The 15,427-nt window shown below is 70.2% G+C and carries 11 protein-coding genes; 6 read left to right on the top strand and 5 right to left on the bottom strand.

Annotated features, from left to right (window positions below; genetic code table 11):
• Positions 1-7: 7 nt before the first annotated feature.
• The 4 genes from AQJ27_RS39295 to AQJ27_RS39280 all read right to left on the bottom strand — a co-directional run bounded on the left by AQJ27_RS39295 (position 8) and on the right by AQJ27_RS39280 (position 4,681).
• Positions 8-829, bottom strand: coding sequence for a carbohydrate ABC transporter permease (locus AQJ27_RS39295; RefSeq protein WP_067379893.1), 822 nt, complete (start codon positions 827-829; stop codon positions 8-10).
• A complete protein-coding gene (locus AQJ27_RS39290) occupies positions 826-1,794 on the bottom strand; it encodes a carbohydrate ABC transporter permease (protein ID WP_067379890.1) in 969 nt (322 codons plus the stop codon). The genes AQJ27_RS39295 and AQJ27_RS39290 overlap by 4 nt, the downstream gene beginning before the upstream one ends.
• Positions 1,791-3,086, bottom strand: a complete 1,296-nt coding sequence (locus AQJ27_RS39285; protein ID WP_067379887.1) for an ABC transporter substrate-binding protein — start codon at positions 3,084-3,086, stop codon at positions 1,791-1,793. Before AQJ27_RS39285 ends, AQJ27_RS39290 begins: the two co-directional genes overlap by 4 nt.
• Before the next feature lie 254 nt (positions 3,087-3,340).
• Positions 3,341-4,681: an MFS transporter gene (locus tag AQJ27_RS39280; RefSeq protein ID WP_067379886.1), complete on the bottom strand. Its 1,341-nt coding sequence runs from the start codon at positions 4,679-4,681 to the stop codon at positions 3,341-3,343.
• An 83-nt stretch (positions 4,682-4,764) separates the two neighbouring features.
• On the opposite strand from AQJ27_RS39280, the gene AQJ27_RS39275 reads away from it, so the two are divergent.
• From AQJ27_RS39275 to AQJ27_RS39250, 6 genes are all read left to right on the top strand, one after another.
• Entirely contained in the window at positions 4,765-5,817 is a 1,053-nt protein-coding gene (locus AQJ27_RS39275) for a LysR family transcriptional regulator (protein ID WP_079065575.1), read from the top strand.
• Between the two features lie 1,881 nt (positions 5,818-7,698).
• A complete protein-coding gene (locus AQJ27_RS39270) occupies positions 7,699-8,436 on the top strand; it encodes a hypothetical protein (protein WP_067380046.1) in 738 nt (245 codons plus the stop codon).
• Positions 8,436-10,646: a bifunctional polysaccharide deacetylase/glycosyltransferase family 2 protein gene (locus tag AQJ27_RS39265; RefSeq protein WP_067379884.1), complete on the top strand. Its 2,211-nt coding sequence runs from the start codon at positions 8,436-8,438 to the stop codon at positions 10,644-10,646. The genes AQJ27_RS39270 and AQJ27_RS39265 overlap by 1 nt, the downstream gene beginning before the upstream one ends.
• Positions 10,643-11,959, top strand: coding sequence for an acyltransferase family protein (locus AQJ27_RS39260; protein WP_067379883.1), 1,317 nt, complete (start codon positions 10,643-10,645; stop codon positions 11,957-11,959). The genes AQJ27_RS39265 and AQJ27_RS39260 overlap by 4 nt, the downstream gene beginning before the upstream one ends.
• A 181-nt stretch (positions 11,960-12,140) precedes the next feature.
• Positions 12,141-13,520 (top strand): nitrate/nitrite transporter, encoded by a 1,380-nt coding sequence (locus AQJ27_RS39255; RefSeq protein ID WP_067379881.1) that lies wholly within the window; start codon positions 12,141-12,143, stop codon positions 13,518-13,520.
• A gap of 100 nt (positions 13,521-13,620) precedes the next feature.
• Positions 13,621-14,781, top strand: coding sequence for a uroporphyrinogen-III synthase (locus AQJ27_RS39250; RefSeq protein WP_067379878.1), 1,161 nt, complete (start codon positions 13,621-13,623; stop codon positions 14,779-14,781).
• Here the strand turns inward: AQJ27_RS39250 and AQJ27_RS39245 are convergent.
• Entirely contained in the window at positions 14,730-15,284 is a 555-nt protein-coding gene (locus AQJ27_RS39245) for an anthrone oxygenase family protein (RefSeq protein WP_067379875.1), read from the bottom strand. The genes AQJ27_RS39250 and AQJ27_RS39245 overlap by 52 nt on opposite strands.
• Positions 15,285-15,427 lie beyond the last annotated feature (143 nt).

Below are 15,427 nucleotides of genomic sequence, written 5' to 3'. Positions count from 1 at the left end.
ACACCCCTTACTTGACCGCGCCCACGGCGATGCCGCGGGTCAGTGTCCGCTGGAAGACGAGGAAGAAGACGATCGCGGGGAGCACACCCAGGAGGGCCGCCGCGTTGGTCATGGTCGCGTCCATCAGGCGTTGGCCCTGAAGGACGCCGAGCGCCACCGACACCGTCTGGTTGTCGTTGGAGATCAACATGACCAGCGGCAGCAGGAACTCGTTCCAGGTCCAGATGAAGAAGAAGACCAGCAGGACGCCGATGGTGGGGCGGCTGACCGGGACCACGATCCGCCACAGCACCTGCCACTTGTTCGCCCCGTCGATCCGGGCGGCCTCGATGATCTCGCGCGGGAACTGCCCGAGGACGGAGGACAAGAGATATGTGCCGAAGGCCGCCTGGACGACGGTGAACACGATGATCACGCTGAGCCGGGTGTCGTAGAGACCCGCCTGCTTGCTCAGGTAGTAGATCGGGTAGACCAGCGCCTCCTGCGGCAGCATGTTCGCCAGCACGAAGAAGGCGAGGACCCAGGTGCGGCCCTTGATGCGGCCGATGCCGATCGCGTACGCGTTCAGGACGGACAGCAAGGCGGCGCCGATCGCCACCGAGCCGGAGATCAGGATCGAGTTGACGAGCTTCTGGCCGTAGTCGACGCGCTGCCAGAAGTCCTTGAGGCCGTCGAGGTAGAGGCCGTGGGGAAGGCTGAGGGGTCCGTTCGACGAGTACTCGGCGGGGGACTTGACCGCGTTGATCGCGACGATGCCGAAGGGCAGCACCATGAACAGGGCCGCGATGATCAGGGCCACGAGGACGGGGTAACGGCGTACGGCGGTCATGCGCGGAGTCCTTCCTCGGCGTCCTCGGCGCGGGTCTGGAGCTTCAGGCCGATCAGGGCGAGTACGAGGATGATCACGGTCAGCACGGTGGAGATCGCGGCGCCATAGCCGACCTGGGTCTTCTCGAAGAACGTGGTGAAGGAGAAGTAGGACGGCACGTCGGTCGCGCCGCCGGGACCGCCCTTGGTGAGGACGTACACCGCGCCGAACACCTTGAGCGCGGCGATCGTGCACCAGAGGAGGACGACGTACATCTCCGGGCGGATCTGCGGCAGCGTGATGTGCCGGAAGCGGCGCCACCAGCCCGCGCCGTCCAGCTCCGCCGCCTCGTACAGCTGCGGGTCGACGCGTTGCAGCCCCGCCATGAAGACGACCAGCGGGAAGCCGATCTGCACCCACACCATCACGCCCATGACGCTGTAGAGGGCGAAGTCGGGGTCGCCGAGCCAGTCCCGCTGGAGCGAGCCGAGGCCCACCGCCTTCAGGAGCGCGTTCAGGGAGCCGTTGTCGGGGGCGAGGATCCAGCTCCAGACGATGCCGGCGACGGCGATGGGCAGGACCTGGGGGAGGTAGAAGCAGGCGCGCAGGACGGCGGCGATCTTCGTACCGAAGTGCTTGCCGACGAAGTCGAAGAGGGCGGCGGCCAGCACGAGCCCGAGGGCCGTCGGTACGGCGGCCATGGCGACGACCATGAACAGGCTGTGCCGGAAGGACGCCCAGAACTCGGAGTCGTCCATCAGCTCGCGGTAGTTGGCGAGCCCAGACCACTTCGGCGAGCCGACGCCCTGCCAGTCGGTGAAGCTCACACCGGTGTTCATCAGGAACGGCACGACGATCACCGCGAGGAAGGCGAGGACGCCGGGGAGCAGGAAGAGGGCGTAGGAGGAGTGGGGGCGGCGCGGGCGGGCCGTGCGGCTGTGCTGCCGCCGGACCACCTCGCCGCCCCGTTCGACGGTGGCCGTCATGTCTTCGGCGCGCCCTTGTCGTACGCCGTCTGCAGCGCGCTCAGATAGGCGTCCGGTTTCTCGCTCCCCGTGATCAGCTTCTGGGTCTCGGAGACGAGGACGTCGTAGAAGCCGGCGACCGGCCAGTCCGGGTAGAAGGCCAGACCGTCCTTGCCGGAGAGCGTGTTGAAGTCGGCGATCAGGGTCTTGGCCTTCGGGTCGGTGATGGCGGCGGTGTCGGCGCCCACCGGGACCCCGCCCTTGTTGCCGAGCAGGTTCTGGATCTTCTGCGACATGGTGATGTCGATGAAGTCGTAGGCGAGGTCCTTGTTCTTGGCGCCCTTGGGGACGACCCAGAGGTTGCCGCCGGAGCCGAGGGTGAGGTTGCTGCCTGGCCAGAGGAAGGTGCCCCAGTCGAACTTGTTCTCCGTCTGGAAGCGCCCGTACCACCAGCTGCCGCTGAACAGGATCGGGCTCTTGCCCTGGATGAAGGAGACGCCCGCGTCCTCGGCCTTGAGTGAGGTGGACTTCTTGCTGATGTAGCCCTTCTTCACCCAGTCGGCGAAGGTCGTGGCGGCGTACGTCCAGGCGGCGTCGTGGAAGTCCGTCTTGCCCTTGTAGAGCTCGTACTTGTCGACCCACGAACGGTCGGCCTTGGAGAGCGCGAGCTGGTACAGGTACTGCTGGGCCATGTACTCGGCGCCCGCGTTCGCCAGCGGGGTGATGCCCTTCGACACGAACGTGTCCATGGCGGCGGTGAGCTGGTCGAGGGTGGTGGGCTCCGCGATGTCGTACTGCTTGAAGAGGTCCTTGTTGTAGAACACCATCGTGTACTCGGCATAGTTGGGCACGCCGTACCACTTGCCGGAGCCCATGACCCCGTTGGTGTCGTACTGGCTGGTGGTGCGCACGCCCGCGCTGAGCTTCTTGTCCCAGCCGCGCTTGGTCGCCTCGGCGGTCAGATCGGTGAGAAGCCCCTGCTTGGAGAGCAGCCCGGCCGTCGCGTTGCCCTTGTTGTACTCCATGATGTCGGGCGCGTCGTTCGAGTTGAGGACCATCGGGGCCGTCTTCTGGATCTGCTCGAAGCCCTTCTCCTCGAACTTCACCTTGACGCCGGGATGCTTCGCCTCGAACTCCTTGATGGCCTCGTTCCAGGCCACGCCCATCGCGCTGTCCGGCCCTTCGTAGTGCCACAGCTTCAGCGTCTTGCCGTCCGAGGAACCGCTGTCCGAGCCGCCGCAGGACGCCAGCAGCAGGGAGCCCGCCAGAGCCACCGCCGCCGTTGCCACCGCACGCCTTCGTGTCGTCAACATCCATTGCCTCCGGGGGAGTTGGATGGGTTTCGGGGCCGTCACGCAGCGTTCGTCGAATCGTTTCGATGCGTGACGTCGAAGCGCTTCGACGGGGGAAGGTATGTGGGGGGCCTGGGCGCGTCAATGGGGTGCGTCGGAATTGGGGCCGGGGGATGGGCGGCGGTTCGGCGGGTCGGACGAGCGGTACGCGTCCCGTGTCCTTGACGTGCGCGTGATCGTGCGTGTGCGTGTGGGCGTGATCGGGTGCGCGGTTGTCACCGGGCCCTGAGCCGGGAGAGGGTCGGTCGGATCGTGAGGGAGATCGCGAGCGCGCTTCCCGCCGCCGCGACCGGCACCCCGTACCCCGCCGTCGCCGAGATGTGTTCGACCATCCAGCCGCCGGTCGCCGAACCGCAGGCGATCCCGCCGAGCAGGCCCGTCACCGCGAGGGTCATGCCCTCGTTCAACCGGCCCTCGGGAGTGCGCTGCTGGACGAGGGTCATGCCGGTGACCATGGTCGGCGCGGTCGCGGCCCCGGCGAGTAGCAGTGCGCCCGCGAGGGCCGCGAGTGAGGCGGTCAGGGAGGCCGCGAGCAGGGGGAGGGTCAAGAGGGCCGTCATGGCGGCGAGGCACAACGGATGGCGCCGCTCGGCCGGACCGGTCGGCTTCCGCGCCCCGTACAGCAGCCCCGCCACGCACGACCCGGCCGCCTGGAGGGCGAGCACCGCGCCCGCCGCCGACCGATGTCCCTGTGCGTCCGCGAAGGCGATCGTGACGACCTCCATCGAACCGAAGACGGCACCGGTGGCGAGGAAACAGAGGAGCAGGGGCGGCATTCCGGCGGCCAGGAGGGGGGACTTGGAGGGCGTACGGGGCTGGGGCGGCGGCTCCGTCGAACGCTGGGCGGCGAAGATCAGCACGCCGGTCATCATGAGCACGCCTGCCACCAGCGTGCCCGCCTCCGGGAAGAACGTTCCGCACAGGAAGGCCGCGCACACCGGGCCCAGCATGAAACACAGCTCGTCCGCGGCCTGTTCGAAGGAGTTCGCGGTGTGCGCGGCGGCCGGATCGTCCCGCAGGAGGTGGGCCCAGCGGGCGCGTGACATGCCGCCCGTGTTGGGGGTGGTGGCCGTGGCGGCTTCTGCGGCGAACAGGGTCCAGTCCGGCGCCCCGAAGCGCACGCACAGTAGCAGCGCGACGCTTCCCAGCAGGGCGAAGGCCGTGGCCGGCACCGCGATCCGGGCCTGACCGTGGCGGTCGACGAGCCGTGCGGTCCAGGGGGCGACCAGCGCGGTCGCCGCGAGGCCGGTCGCCGTCACGGCACCGGCGAGGGCGTACGAGCCCCGCGAGCCCGCGATCATGATGACCGCGCTGACGCTGAACATCCCCATGGGGAGCCGGGCGAGCAGGTTGCCGACGGTGAAGGCGCGGGTGCCGGGGATGGTGAAGAGGCGGTGGTACGGGGTTGTCCGGCGGTGCGGGGCCTTGTGGAGGCGGGGGGCCTTCTGACGACGTGGGGCCTTCTGGCGGCGGGGGCGGAAGTCGGCGATCACCAGGCTGTCGCCGGTGGCGGTGAACAGGGGCGGGTACGCGTGCTCGGAGGGCTGTTGCGGCATGGGTCAACCGTCGCCGGGTGTGGGGTGGACGGTCCAACACTTACTCTGTGGCCATTGACGCACCCGCGTTGTAAGTTCGCGCGATGCCCGCCCCTGCCGACCGGTCTCCCGGCCTCTCTTCCGGCCTCGCTCCCGGCTTCTCTCCCGGCTTCTCTTCCGGCCTCCCTCACCGCCATCTCGACCCCCGGCTCCTGCGCGGGTTCCTCGTCGTCGCCGAGGAGTTGCACTTCACGCGGGCCGCCGCCCGGCTGTACGTCGCCCAACAGGCCCTCAGCCGTGACATCCGGCGACTGGAGCGCGAACTCGGGGCGGAGCTGTTCGTGCGCACGACCCGGCAGGTGACGCTGACCGCCGACGGTGAGCGGCTGGTGCCGTACGCGCGGCGGGTGCTGGAGGCGCAGGACGCGCTGCTGTCCGCGTTCACGGGGGACGGACCGGAGCGGCCGCTGCTCGTCGACGTCAACTCCCCGGGCCTCGTCTCAAGCCGCGTCCTGGACCGGGCCCGTGCGCTCGCGCCCGACTGCGAGCTGATGGCCCGCTTCGAGAGCGGGCTCACCGGCGCGGCGGGGGAGATCCTCGCGGGGCGCCTGGACGCGTCGTTCGGACGGTTCGCGGGCCTCGATCCGGCGGTCCGGGCGCGGCTCGAACAGCAGCCCGTACGGTACGAGCCGATGGCCGTCGTGCTGCCCGAGGACCATCACCTCGCCGGCCTGGACGCGGTGCCGCTCGACGCGCTCGCGGGCGAGACGGTGTACGCCGGGGCGGGGAACCCGCGGACGCGGGAGTGGACCGACTTGGCGCTTCACCTTTTCGAGGGACGCGGTATCGCGCTGGCGCCCCCCGCGCCGGTGGCCGTCGGAGCCGATGAGTTTCGTCGGGTCATGGCCAAGAAGCGGAATCCTGTCCTCGCCGTGGTGGATTTTCCGGCCATGTCTGAAACTGTGCGGAAACCGCTTGTTGGACCTGTTCCGTTGTCACCCGTGTCACTGGTGTGGCGAAAGGGTCTGGTGCACCCCGGGATCGATGCCCTTCGACGAGCTGCCGGCGAGCTGGCTGCCGAGGAGGGGTGGCTGCGGCGCCCTGCGGACGGTTGGATTCCGGCCAGCGATGAGCTGGTGATGGTGGGGCAGGATTGACACATAAGCACACGGGTCTTCCACATGCGCTACATTCATGGTCCGGGTGCAGTGTGGTAAAGGGGGGCGCTCGGGACGGGTGGGGGCTCGTTCCGAACGACATATACGTAATGCCCGGAGTCGTGCGCGCACCCGAAACCTGTCCCTGGGGGGATGTGCGTGCACGTGGAGAAGTGGCGAAAAGACGCCCAACCTGATCATCGAGATGGCGATCAGGTGGACAGGCGTGGAACCGGGGAGTCGGCCGTGCCGACCGCGCCGGCGGGGTCCGGAAAGTCGGTGGTGTGGCCCGAGGCCGCCCGTGCGACGTCGACGTGGCCCCAGATAGCGGGCGCCGCCGCCGTGGGGTTCGCCGCGGAAGCGGAATTCGACACCGACGTCGAACGCGGTGTCGAAAGAGAGCCTGGAGCTGGCGGCGAAGGCCGATCGGGCGCCGATACGAGAACTGGCGCGGAACGTGGATCGGGCGTGGAACGTGAATCGGGTGCGGAGGGCGCGGAGGGCGCGTTCGGCGCGGGCCGGGTGCCGGGTGCGGGTCGTTCGTCCGCTTCTGAGGGGTTGTCCGATGCGGGCAGATCGTCCGCTTCTGAGGAGTTGTTCGATGCGGGCCGTTCGGCCGGTTCTGAAGGGCCGTCCGGTGCGGGCCGTTCGTCCGGCGCCGGTCGTCGGTCCGGTGTTGAGCGACGGTTCGATGTGGACCGTCGGGTGAGCGCGGACGATGACGCGGGCGCCGAACGCCACGACGAGGCGAGCCACGGAGAAGGGGCTGCCCTCGGGGCCGGGGCGGTTGGCCGTGTCGGGGTCGTCGACCGGGCGGGCCGACCGGACGGCGCTACCGAGGTGCCCGACCGGACCGCCGGACCGGACGCCGTCGCCGGGGTGCCCGATCAGCCTGCCGGGCCGCGTGACCGTACCGGAGTGGACCGGGGAGAAGAGGCAGCCCCGGGGGTGTTGGCCAGCCGGGCCGGGGCGGTTCGCCGTGCTGGGTCGGTCCGTCACGCCGGGATTGCCGACGTGACGGTCGGATCGGACGGCGTGGCCGGGGTGTCCGACCGGACCGCCGGACCGGACGACCTCGCCGGGGTACCCAACCAGCCCGCCGGGCCGCGCGACCGTGCCGGGTCCGATCGGCGCGCTGTGGCGTCCGACCAGCCTGCCGGGCCGCGTGATCGCATCGCGTCGGATCAATTCGCGGGAGTATCCGACCAGCCCGCCGGGGTCGTCGACCGGGCGGGCCGACCGGACGGCGCTGCTGGGGTGGCCGACCGGGCCGATGGACCGGACGACCTGGCCGGGGTGCCCGACCAGCCCGCCGGGCCGCGCGACCGTGCCGGGGCGGATCGGCGCGCTGTGGCGTCCGACCAGCCCGCCGGGCCGCGCAACCGTGCCGCTTCGGATCAACTCGCCGGAGTACCCGACCAGCCCGCCGGGCCCCGCGACCGTGCCGGAGCCGATCGACGCGTCGGCAAGGACGATCGGCCGGCCACGGGTGGCTGGCCGGACGCGCGTAGGCGCCCCGACACCTTCAGCCTTCCTGACAACTTCGGCCGCCCTGACACCCTCGGTCGGCCGGACACCCCTGGTCGACCTGACAACTTCGGCCGTCCGGACACCCTCGGCCGCCCTGACACCCTCGGTCGATCCGACACGCCCAGCCGACCCGACACGCCCAACCGACTTGACACGCCCAACCGACCCGACACGCCCAGTCGACCCGACAGGGGAGGCTGGCCGGTCGTGGATCGTAGGGCGGACACGCTCGGTCGGTTTCAGGTGGACGGTCGGTCGACCGTGGGCCGTGGGGCCGACACGCCCGGTGGGTCCGCTGCCGCGCCCTGGGAGCGGTCCGGTGAGCCGGGACACACCCACGATCCGCACGAGGTGACGGTTCAACTCGACGGAGTCGGACGGCGGAAGACGGAGGACTGGCTGGTTCAGCAGGCCAAGGACGCCCCGGGCGCCCAGGACGGCTCGGACGGCCCGGTGTTCGTCGACGAGTCCGGCCGCCGCAGCCGCAGGTTCCGCCGGCTCGGCATCCTCGTCGGCATCGCCTGCGCGGTGTACGCCGTCGTCATCGTCGCCACGCTCCTGTCCGGCAACTCCAACGCGCCCTGGCTGCCGGTGCCCGGCCAGCAGGACGACACGCCGGCCGGGAAGGTCGACACCTCGCCGCTGCCCACCGGCTCGGTGTCGCCGTCCGGTCCGAGCAGCGCCGCGCCCGGCGCGAGCGCCTCGGCGAGCGACGGCACGGCCCCCGCACCGGGCGTCAGCCCGACACCGGGCGCCTCCGCGAGCGCCACCGACCCGGGCACGTCCGCGGACCCGAAGCCCTCGACGTCCGCCACCACCAAGCCGAAACCGAGCACCAGCACCACCAAGGACCCCGTCACCCCACCGTCCCTCCCGGTGTCCGGCTCGCCCGACCCCAGCCCCTCCGAGGACGGCGCCGCCTCGCCGAGCCCCTCGGAGAGCACGGTCGGCGCCGACGGCACCGGCACGGTCGCCGACAGCCCCGTAGAACCGGGCCCCATCGCCTCCGAGCCCGGCATCACCAACTCCTCGTCCCCGGAGAACCCGGTGAGCCCGGCGACCCCGCAGAACCTGGAGAACATCCTCTGATGGCATCCCGCACCAACGCGCACGGGCCCGCTCCCCGTGCGCGGCGTCCGGCACCCGATGTCCGGCGCCGACGGCTGCCCATGCGCTGGCTGCTGCCCTCGCTGCTCCTCGTCGCCATGCTGGCGATGCTGATGCTGCGCGGCTATGTGCACAGCGAGATCCTCGCCGACCACCGCATCCAGCCCGAGGCCGCCACCGACAAGGTGCCGGACAAGATCCTCGACGGCGGCCCGGTCATCGACACCCGCGGTGGCCGCACGAACAGCCTGACCGTCCCCGACCACCGGCTCGTCCTCACCTTCGACGACGGCCCGGACCCCACGTGGACACCCAAGGTCCTCGACGTGCTGAAGAAGCACCACGCCCACGCCGTCTTCTTCGTCACCGGCACCATGACCTCGCGCTATCCGGAGCTGGTGAAGCGCATGGTCGAGGAGGGCCACGAGGTCGGCCTGCACACCTTCAACCACCCCGACCTCTCCTTCCAGTCCACGAAGCGCATCGACTGGGAGCTCTCCCAGAACCAGCTGGCCCTGGCCGGCGCGGCGGGCATCCGCACCTCGCTCTTCCGGCCCCCGTACTCGTCCTTCGCGGACGCCATGGACAACAAGTCCTGGCCGGTGACGAAGTACATAGGCACACGCGGTTACATCACCGTCGTCAACAACACCGACAGCGAGGACTGGCAGAAGCCGGGCGTCGACCAGATCATCCGCAACGCCACGCCCAAGGGCGGCAAGGGCGCGATCGTCCTGATGCACGACTCCGGCGGCGACCGCCACCAGACCGTGCAGGCGCTGGACAGGTTCGTGCCGGAGCTTCAGGAGCGCGGGTACCGGTTCCAGAACCTCACCGAGGCCCTCGACGCGCCCAGCGCGCACACCCAGGTCACCGGCCTCGAACTGTGGAAGGGCAAAGCCTGGGTCTACCTGGTGCGCGCCTCCGACAACGTCACCGACGTCCTGGTCGTCGGCATCGCGATCATCGGCGTACTCGTCTTCGCCCGCTTCGGCATGATGCTCCTGCTGTCCGCCCTGCACGCCCGCCGGGTGCGGCGCAAGGACTTCCGCTGGGGTCCGGCGCCGGTCACCGAACCGGTGTCGGTGCTCGTGCCGGCGTACAACGAGGCCAAGTGCATAGAGAACACGGTCCGTTCCCTGATGGCGAGCGAACACCCCATCGAAGTGCTCGTCGTCGACGACGGTTCGAGCGACGGCACGGCGCGGATCGTCGAGGACCTGCTGCTGCCGAACGTCCGGGTCGTGCGCCAGCACAACGCGGGCAAGCCCGCGGCCCTCAACCGGGGCCTGGCCAACGCCCGTCACGACATCGTCGTGATGATGGACGGCGACACGGTCTTCGAACCGGCCACCGTCCGAGAACTCGTCCAGCCGTTCGCCGACCCGAGCGTCGGCGCGGTCGCGGGCAACGCGAAGGTCGGCAACCGCGACTCCCTCATCGGGGCCTGGCAGCACATCGAGTACGTGATGGGCTTCAACCTCGACCGCCGGATGTACGACATCCTCGGCTGCATGCCGACCATCCCCGGCGCGGTCGGCGCCTTCCGCCGCTCCGCGCTGGAGAGGGTCGGCGGCATGAGCGACGACACGCTCGCCGAGGACACCGACATCACGATGGCCCTGCACCGCGACGGCTGGCGGGTCGTCTACGCGGAGAAGGCACGCGCGTGGACGGAGGCGCCGGAGTCCGTCCAGCAGCTCTGGTCCCAGCGCTACCGCTGGTCGTACGGCACGATGCAGGCGATCTGGAAGCACCGCAGAGCGCTCGTCGAACGGGGCCCGTCGGGCCGCTTCGGCCGGGTGGGCCTGCCGCTCGTCTCGCTGTTCATGGTCCTGGCCCCGCTGCTGGCCCCGCTGATCGACGTCTTCCTGCTGTACGGGCTCGTCTTCGGCCCGACGCAGAGGACGGTCCTCGCGTGGCTGGGCGTCCTCGCTGTCCAGGTGGCGTGCGCGGCGTACGCCTTCCGGCTGGACCGTGAGCGCATGAGGTACCTCATCTCGCTCCCGCTCCAGCAGATCCTCTACCGGCAGTTGATGTACATGGTCCTCCTCCAGTCCTGGATCACCGCGCTCACCGGAGGCCGGCTGCGCTGGCAGAAGCTGCGGCGCACGGGCGTGGTGGAGGCACCGGGAGCGATCCCGCGGCAGCGGACGGCACAGAGCGGGAACGATCGGAGGCCGGTCGCATGACCACGCACGAGTACACGGCGGGCGCGACGCCGCCGCTGGGATCGGCCCGGGTCCACCCCGAACCGGCACCATCGCCGACATCCGCGCCGACACCCACCCCGACACCCACCCCGGGATCGGCCCCGGGATCGGCTCCGCAGTCCGCTCCCGCGCCCAAGAAGCCCGGCCGTGACCGCTACCTGGACCTGCTGCGCTCGATCGCCCTGGTCCGTGTGGTCGTCTACCACCTCTTCGGCTGGGCGTGGCTGACGGTCCTCTTCCCCTCCATGGGCGTGATGTTCGCGCTGGCCGGCTCGCTGATGGCCCGCTCGCTCAGCCGCCCGCCCCTCGGTGTGATCCGCGGCCGCGTCCGCCGCCTCCTGCCGCCCCTGTGGGCGTTCAGCGCGGTGGCACTCACGCTGATGTTCGCGGGCGGCTGGAACGTGCTGAAGGACCCGGACAACGGCGGCACCTGGGGCCTCGTCAAGCTGATCGACTACGTCATTCCGATCGGCGCCCCGCCCTTCCCCTGGCACGTCGGCTCCAAGTCCGGCCTGCTGGAGGACACCTGGGCGGTCCAGGCCGCGGGCCCGCTCTGGTACCTGCGCGCCTATCTGTGGTTCGTGATCGCCTCGCCCCTGCTGCTGTGGGCCTTCCGCAGGGTGCCCTGGGCGACGCTGCTGGCCCCCCTCGCCCTGACGGCGGTTCTCGGTACCGGCCTGGTCACCATCCCCGGCGAGACGGGCAACGCGATCTCCGACTTCACGGTCTACGGCGGCTGCTGGGTCCTGGGCTTCGCCCACCACGAGGGCGTCCTGCAACAGGTCCCCCGCTATCTCGCGGTCTCCTGCTCGGCCCTGCTCATGGCCTTCGGCCTGTGGTGGGCCTCGGGACACCTGGGCCCCGACGGCTGGGACCTGAACGACATCCCCCTCGCCCAGGCGGCCTGGTCCTTCGGCTTCGTCGTCATCCTGCTCCAGTACTCCCCGTCCTGGCAGGAACTCCCCGGCCGGCTGGCCCGCTGGGACAGGCTGATCACCCTGTCCAACAACCGGGCCGTCACGATCTACCTCTGGCACAACATGCTGATCATGGCCACGGTCCCGATCATCGACCAGGCCTACAACCTCCCGTTCATGCAGAGCGACAGTGCGGTGGCCGCGCTCGACTCCTCGTACATGGTGTGGATGTTCCTCCTGGTCTGGCCCCTCATCGGCCTGACGATCCTGGCGTTCGGCTGGATCGAGGACATCGCCGCCAAGCGCAGCCCGAGGCTGTGGCCCGACGGCGCGAAGAGGAAGAAGGCCGCCTCGCGAGGGAGCCACCGGGTCTAGACACGGGCAGGGGGCGACGGCACCCCGGAAGTCCTCACCGTCGCCCCCTCGCTCCCGTGAGAGCAACGTTCCTTTCCGGTCACTCACAGCCACAGCCTCGAAACGCGTCCTCCCTACCTTCGGGACTCAGTCAGTCGTTGTACGACACCTGGGCACCGCACCGGAGAACCGTGGAGGCGTCATGACAGCCCCTAGTACAGCCCCCGCACCGAGCACGGGAGGCCGCTGGATCCAGGAGTGGGACCCGGAGGACGAGACCTTCTGGAAAGAGACCGGTGAGAAGGTCGCCCGGCGGAATCTGCTCTTCTCCGTGCTCTCCGAGCACATCGGGTTCTCGATCTGGACCATGTGGTCGGTGATGGTGCTCTTCATGGGCCCCGAGTACGGGCTCACCCCGGCCGACAAGTTCATGCTCACCTCGATGGTGACGCTGGTCGGAGCCGTGGTGCGGGTGCCGTACACCTTCGCGGTGGCGATCTTCGGCGGCCGGAACTGGACCATCGTCTCGGCGAGCCTGCTGCTCGTCCCGAGCGTCGCCGCCTTCGCGGTGATGAAGCCGGGGACCTCCTTCGACACCTTCCTGCTGGTCGGTCTGCTCGCCGGCATCGGCGGCGGCAACTTCGCCTCCAGCATGACCAACATCAACGCCTTCTTCCCGTTGAGGAAGAAGGGCTGGGCGCTCGGCCTCAACGCGGGCGGCGGAAACATCGGCGTGCCCGTCATCCAGCTCGTGGCGCTCGCGATCATCGGCGCGAACGGCGGACCGCGGGTCCTGCTCGGCATCTACATCCCGCTGATCGTCGTCGCCGCCGTGCTCGCCGCCGTCTACATGGACAACATCGCGTCCGTGAAGAACGACACCGGCGCCGCCAGGGACGCCGCGAAGGACGCCCACACCTGGATCATGTCCTTCCTCTACATCGGCACCTTCGGGTCGTTCATCGGCTACAGCTTCGCCTTCGGGCAGGTGCTCCAGAACCAGTTCGGCCGCACTCCGCTGCAGGCGGCCTACGTCACCTTCGTCGGCCCGCTGCTCGGCTCGCTGATCCGGCCCGTGGGCGGCCGGCTCGCCGACCGCTACGGCGGCGCGCGCATCACACTGTGGAACTTCGTCGCCATGGCCGGCGCGACCGGTGTCATCGTCGTCGCCTCCACCCAGAAGTCGCTTCCCCTGTTCACGATCGCGTTCATCGCGCTGTTCGTGCTCACCGGGCTCGGCAACGGCTCGACGTACAAGATGATCCCGGGCATCTTCCAGGCCAAGGCCGTCGCCAAGGGCCTGGAAGGGGAGGAGGCGGCCTCCTACGGGCGACGGCTGTCCGGCGCCTCCATGGGCCTCATCGGCGCGGTGGGCGCGCTCGGCGGCGTCGGCATCAACCTCGCCTTCCGGCAGTCCTTCCTCTCCTACGGCTCCGGCACCGGAGCCTTCGTGGCCTTCCTCGCCTTCTACGCGGTGTGCTTCCTGGTGACCTGGGCCGTATACCTTCGCGGCCCCGCCACCCAGACCCGTACGGCCACTGCCGCAGAGGCGAAGCCGCAGCTCAGCTACGTCGAGGTCTGACGTAACACGGGTGACATCAAGGGGTACCGAGCCTGTCACGGAGCGTTGACAGGCTCGGTCAGCCGTATCCGCACGAAGCCCCCAGCGCGAGACGAGAGCCATGGACGACGAACAGCAGCGACCGGCCGGGCAGGACTGCGGCCCCCTCGCGGGGTTCACCGTGGGCGTGACGGCCGCGCGTCGGGCCGACGAACTCGGGGCTTTGCTCCAGCGACGCGGCGCCGTCGTCCAGCACGCGCCCGCCCTGCGCATCGTGCCGCTCGCCGACGACAGCGAACTCCTCGCCGCCACCAAGGAGCTGATCGACCAGGCGCCCGACATCGTGGTCGCCACCACCGCGATCGGCTTCCGCGGCTGGATCGAGGCGGCCGACGGGTGGGGGCTCGGCGAGGCCCTGCTCGGTCGGCTGCGCGAGGTCGAACTGCTCGCGCGCGGCCCCAAGGTGAAGGGAGCCGTACGGGCCCAGGGACTGACCGAGGAGTGGTCGCCCTCCTCCGAGTCCATGGCCGAGGTGCTCGACCGGCTCCTGGAGGAGGGCGTCGAGGGCCGCCGTATCGCCGTACAGCTGCACGGCGAGCCGCTGCCCGGGTTCGTGGAGTCGTTGCGGGCCGCCGGAGCCGAGGTCGTGGGGGTCCCCGTCTACCGGTGGATGCCGCCGGAGGACATCGGACCCGTCGACCGGCTCCTCGACGCCACCGTCACCCGCGGCCTGGACGCACTCACCTTCACCAGCGCGCCCGCCGCCGCCTCCCTGGTGTCCAGGGCCGAGGGCCGCGGTCTGCTGTCCGAACTCCTCGCCGCCCTCCACCACGACGTCCTGCCCGTCTGCGTCGGCCCCGTCACCGCGCTCCCTCTGCAGGCGCACGGCATCGACACCGTCCACCCCGAGCGCTTCCGGCTCGGCCCCCTCGTCCAGCTGCTCTGCCAGGAACTCCCCGGCCGGGCCCGTACGTTGCCCATCGCCGGCCACCGGGTCGAGATCCGCGGCCACGCCGTGCTGGTCGACGGGGCGCTGCGGCCCGTACCGCCCGCCGGGATGTCGCTGGTGCGGGCCCTGTCCCGCCGCCCCGGCTGGGTGGTCGCCCGGGCCGAGCTGCTGCGGGCGCTGCCGGGCGCCGGGCGGGACGAGCACGCCGTCGAGACGGCCATGGCCCGGCTGCGTACGGCACTCGGCGCGCCCAAGCTCATCCAGACCGTCGTCAAGCGCGGCTACCGACTCGCGCTCGACCCGGCCGCCGACTCCAAGTACGCGGACCTATAAGGCCGTCGGTACAGGAGCAGCGCGCGGACGAGGCAGGCCAGGGCGAGCGTCGACAGCAGGGCCCGTACGACGTTCCAGGCGACCCAGGTGTCCTCGAACCGCCGGCGTACGGCGGCCGGGTCGGCGATCGCCGCGGGGTTTCCGGCGTCCGCCAGGCGGTTGTTGAGCGGGATGTTCACGGCGACCGTGAACAGGAAGGCCAGCGCGTACGCGGCGAGGGCGGCGAACACCCACCACCGGTGGGGGGACTTGCGCAACTGCCAGGCGGAGACCGCCGTGAGGACCAGCGCGCCCATGAAACTCAGGAAGAACACCGGGTTCTGGATCACGTCGTTGATGTTCCGCATGACCTCGATGAAGACGCGGTCGTCACTGCGGGCCAGTGACGGCATGACGTCGCAGGCGAAAATGTAGAAGACCCCGGCGATCAGGCCCATCGCGACCGTGGCCGCACCCAGGACACCTCCGGCGGTGGTACGCCGCCCCGTGCTGTTCTCTGTCATGCCGTCGAGTCAACCGGCGTGGTCCGGCGCCGGACATGGCCGAGGCGCGCGGTCTCATAAGCGGACGTCCACCCCCCTGACCGGCACAGGTCTTCCGGTCGCGGGTGCAGCCATGCACTGTAGGGGGTACGACCCCTACCGAC

The sequence above is a fragment of the Streptomyces olivochromogenes genome (assembly GCF_001514115.1).
GTDB lineage: Bacteria > Actinomycetota > Actinomycetes > Streptomycetales > Streptomycetaceae > Streptomyces > Streptomyces olivochromogenes.
Note: the sequence above shows the minus strand (reverse complement) of the source record. Positions and strands in the feature narration are given on the sequence as shown.

Excerpts from the sequence above, each read along its gene's own strand:
- AQJ27_RS39250 (WP_067379878.1), top strand. The coding sequence starts at position 13,621 with ATGGACGACGAACAGCAGCGACCGGCCGGGCAGGACTGCGGCCCCCTC.
- AQJ27_RS39275 (WP_079065575.1), top strand. The coding sequence starts at position 4,765 with ATGCCCGCCCCTGCCGACCGGTCTCCCGGCCTCTCTTCCGGCCTCGCT.
- AQJ27_RS39290 (WP_067379890.1), bottom strand. The coding sequence starts at position 1,794 with ATGACGGCCACCGTCGAACGGGGCGGCGAGGTGGTCCGGCGGCAGCAC.
- AQJ27_RS39280 (WP_067379886.1), bottom strand. The coding sequence starts at position 4,681 with ATGCCGCAACAGCCCTCCGAGCACGCGTACCCGCCCCTGTTCACCGCC.
- AQJ27_RS39255 (WP_067379881.1), top strand. The coding sequence starts at position 12,141 with ATGACAGCCCCTAGTACAGCCCCCGCACCGAGCACGGGAGGCCGCTGG.
- AQJ27_RS39265 (WP_067379884.1), top strand. The coding sequence starts at position 8,436 with ATGGCATCCCGCACCAACGCGCACGGGCCCGCTCCCCGTGCGCGGCGT.
- AQJ27_RS39245 (WP_067379875.1), bottom strand. The coding sequence starts at position 15,284 with ATGACAGAGAACAGCACGGGGCGGCGTACCACCGCCGGAGGTGTCCTG.
- AQJ27_RS39285 (WP_067379887.1), bottom strand. The coding sequence starts at position 3,086 with ATGTTGACGACACGAAGGCGTGCGGTGGCAACGGCGGCGGTGGCTCTG.
- AQJ27_RS39295 (WP_067379893.1), bottom strand. The coding sequence starts at position 829 with ATGACCGCCGTACGCCGTTACCCCGTCCTCGTGGCCCTGATCATCGCG.
- AQJ27_RS39260 (WP_067379883.1), top strand. The coding sequence starts at position 10,643 with ATGACCACGCACGAGTACACGGCGGGCGCGACGCCGCCGCTGGGATCG.